This window comes from uncultured Gimesia sp. (assembly GCF_963972345.1).
GTDB lineage: Bacteria > Planctomycetota > Planctomycetia > Planctomycetales > Planctomycetaceae > Gimesia.
The window spans coordinates 1-2,517 of the sequence record NZ_CAXAVM010000354.1 but is presented as its reverse complement, the minus strand read 5'-3'; the positions used below and the strand labels follow the sequence as shown (position 1 = coordinate 2,517).

The window sequence follows — 2,517 nt, the reverse complement described above, 5'->3', positions numbered from 1 at the left end:
ATTCAAACTGGACCAGGCATAGTCGCTCAGTAAGGATTCGTCATTCCCAAAACTAAAGAGGGTGGAAGTTCCTGCACGACAGGCATATTCCCATTCCGCTTCGGTCGGCAGTCGATAGACATTCCCGGCCGCTTTTTCTGCCGGCATTGCAGACAGTTTACGACAGAATTCGAAGGCATCGTTCCAGCTGACACTGTCTACCGGGTTATCCGGTCCTTTATATTGGCTGGAACTGGTCCCCATCACGGTTTCATACTGTTTCTGAGTGACTTCGTGAATGCCAATTTCAAAGGGACGCGTGATGGTCACCTGATGAGCGGGAGAATTCTGCCCCCTTCTGTCTCCCACTCCCATCGTGAAAGTCCCGCCTGGCAAACGTTTGAACTGGATCCCCACTCCCAGTTGAGGATCCTGAGTTTTCATCGCCGTGTCTGTTTCTTCTCTGGTCGATTCCTGGGAAAACTCGCTGACAGAGGCCGCATCGTGAGCAGATTTCCCCTGGGCAACAGCAGCCAGGTCTTCGGCCTGTTTACTTTGCACTGGATCGGGAGATAGTTTTCCCCAGGGCAACCAGAAAGAGGCGGCCGCCATTCCGACAAACGCAATCGCCAGAATGGAAACGATCCCCGCGTATTCGCGTGCCAGGCCACTCCCCTCCCCAACAACCCGGCTGCTCCCTGTTGAGAGAGAGCCACGCGGGGCGTACAGATCCACCTGGCGATTCTTCCGCCGTTTTTTGAATAGTTTCACCTTGCGGTCGTATTCGCGTCTCAGGTCAGGGCTTAAGAGAGTGACTTCTGCTTCCGCGATTTGACTGATGATCTGATTCGCGAATTTGTTCCACTCGGTTCCCAGGTACTGTTCTACATGTGACCGCTGTCGTTCTGCCGACGATTCAATCACGGAGTGATCCTCTTCATCCAGAGAGATTCCCAGCAGTTCATAAAACGTAGGAGGACATTTCTGTTGCGGGATACCCAGCCACTTGTGATACGGATTAAAATTGTCTGGCACCTGATTTCTGCTCATCGAAGGCTCGACCTCGGGGGAATCTAAAGTGGAAGGCAGGTAGCAGTGACAGAAGCATTCAATCTACTTCTGAGTCACTTCCTGGCTCGCCTGATTTAAAATATTGATAAGAGCGCGTGTTTCCCTCACCGGGAATATGACTTACATCTTATCTATACATATGAGCAAAGGGAACCGTGATTAAGAAAGTGCCTGGGAACGGTTGAGCTCTTCACCTGTTTCGCCGGCGGATCACTGGGCGCCGCGGGCAGCGTCTGGAGCTGGACGCATTACGGCTGGTCCGGCGTCTGTATCATCAGCGCCCTGTTTCTGGAAGTCTCCACCCTCTATTGGGGTTTGACCGTACGACGTTATGCACATTGAACGCGGAGCGAGAGTAAAGGGGCAGGAAAGATAAGGGTTCAGCCCCCCATTACAAATGCCAAAGTTTCCTGTGCCATGCTGGCTGGCGGCGGGATGAAAACCGGGCAGGGGATCGGCAAAACCAACCGCATGGGCGAATATGCGATCGACAGGCCGGTCAAGTTTCAGGAAGTCTTCGCGACGCTGTACCACAACGTCGGCCTGGAGCTCAACGGCACCCGCCTCTTTGACACCAGCGGCACGCCGCAATATCTGGTGGATCAGGGCATTGAGCCGCTGTGCGAGCTGATTTGAGACATTGATCCTGGTCTGAATTCCAGGAAAGTGATTACAACAGGGGCCGGTTTTTGATCAGGGAGACCGGCCTCCATTTCTTGCGTTGTGCGAAAAATAATGGCTCGGCGAATTTTACTTTTTTCAGAACTGTGGGTAGACTGTGCGCGCCTGGCTCATGAGTTGAAAAATATTTTGCCCTCTCCGAAACCGAGCTGACTCGGCGGGGTTTTGATGTGTAGTTTTTTGTTGGGCCCGCTGGTGCTTTCCTTCTCCTCTGGAAATGCGCGAAGAACCTCTTCTCGAATTGGATGAGAGACCAGTCTGGCGATTTGTCTGTTCTGGTCCTTTTGAAGTCTCACTTTGAGTGCTAGAGAAGAGCTCTCCCTCAATGAAAACCGGGTTTACACGTACGCAATGGTTAATCTGTATCATCGCTTCCATCGGTTTTGCTTTTGATATCTATGAACTTCTGATGCTGCCTTTGATTGTCAGGCCCGCCTTGCAGGACCTGATCGGGGCGAGTCCGGGGACGCCGCAGTTTGAGTACTGGGTTGGCATGCTGTTCTTCGTGCCCGCCATGGCAGGCGGGCTGTTCGGGTTGCTGGGGGGATATCTGACGGACCTGTTAGGACGGAGACGGGTGCTGGTGGGAAGTATTCTGTTGTATGCGTTCTCTGCCTGTGCGGCGGGTTTTGCGACTTCCATTGAGATGCTGCTCTTTCTGCGTTGTACGACGTTCGTTGGTGTCTGTGTCGAATTCGTGGCGGCGGTGGCCTGGCTGGCGGAACTGTTTCCCGATCCCAGACAACGGGAAAAGGTGCTGGGATTTACGCAGGCGTTCTCGTCGTT

General features: G+C 53.2%; 3 protein-coding genes. 2 read left to right on the top strand and 1 reads right to left on the bottom strand.

Features of this window, described 5'->3' with window-relative positions; all coding sequences use genetic code 11:
- On the bottom strand, positions 1-1,014 hold a 1,014-nt coding region (locus tag AACZ40_RS28970; RefSeq protein ID WP_339677152.1), incomplete at its 3' end, for a formylglycine-generating enzyme family protein.
- A gap of 408 nt (positions 1,015-1,422) precedes the next feature.
- On the opposite strand from AACZ40_RS28970, the gene AACZ40_RS28965 reads away from it, so the two are divergent.
- Positions 1,423-1,686, top strand: a complete 264-nt coding sequence (locus AACZ40_RS28965; RefSeq protein ID WP_339677153.1) for a DUF1501 domain-containing protein — start codon at positions 1,423-1,425, stop codon at positions 1,684-1,686.
- Positions 1,687-2,056: 370 nt separating this feature from the next.
- Positions 2,057-2,517, top strand: a 461-nt coding sequence (locus AACZ40_RS28960; RefSeq protein WP_339677151.1) for an MFS transporter, incomplete at its 3' end; no start/stop codon positions are given.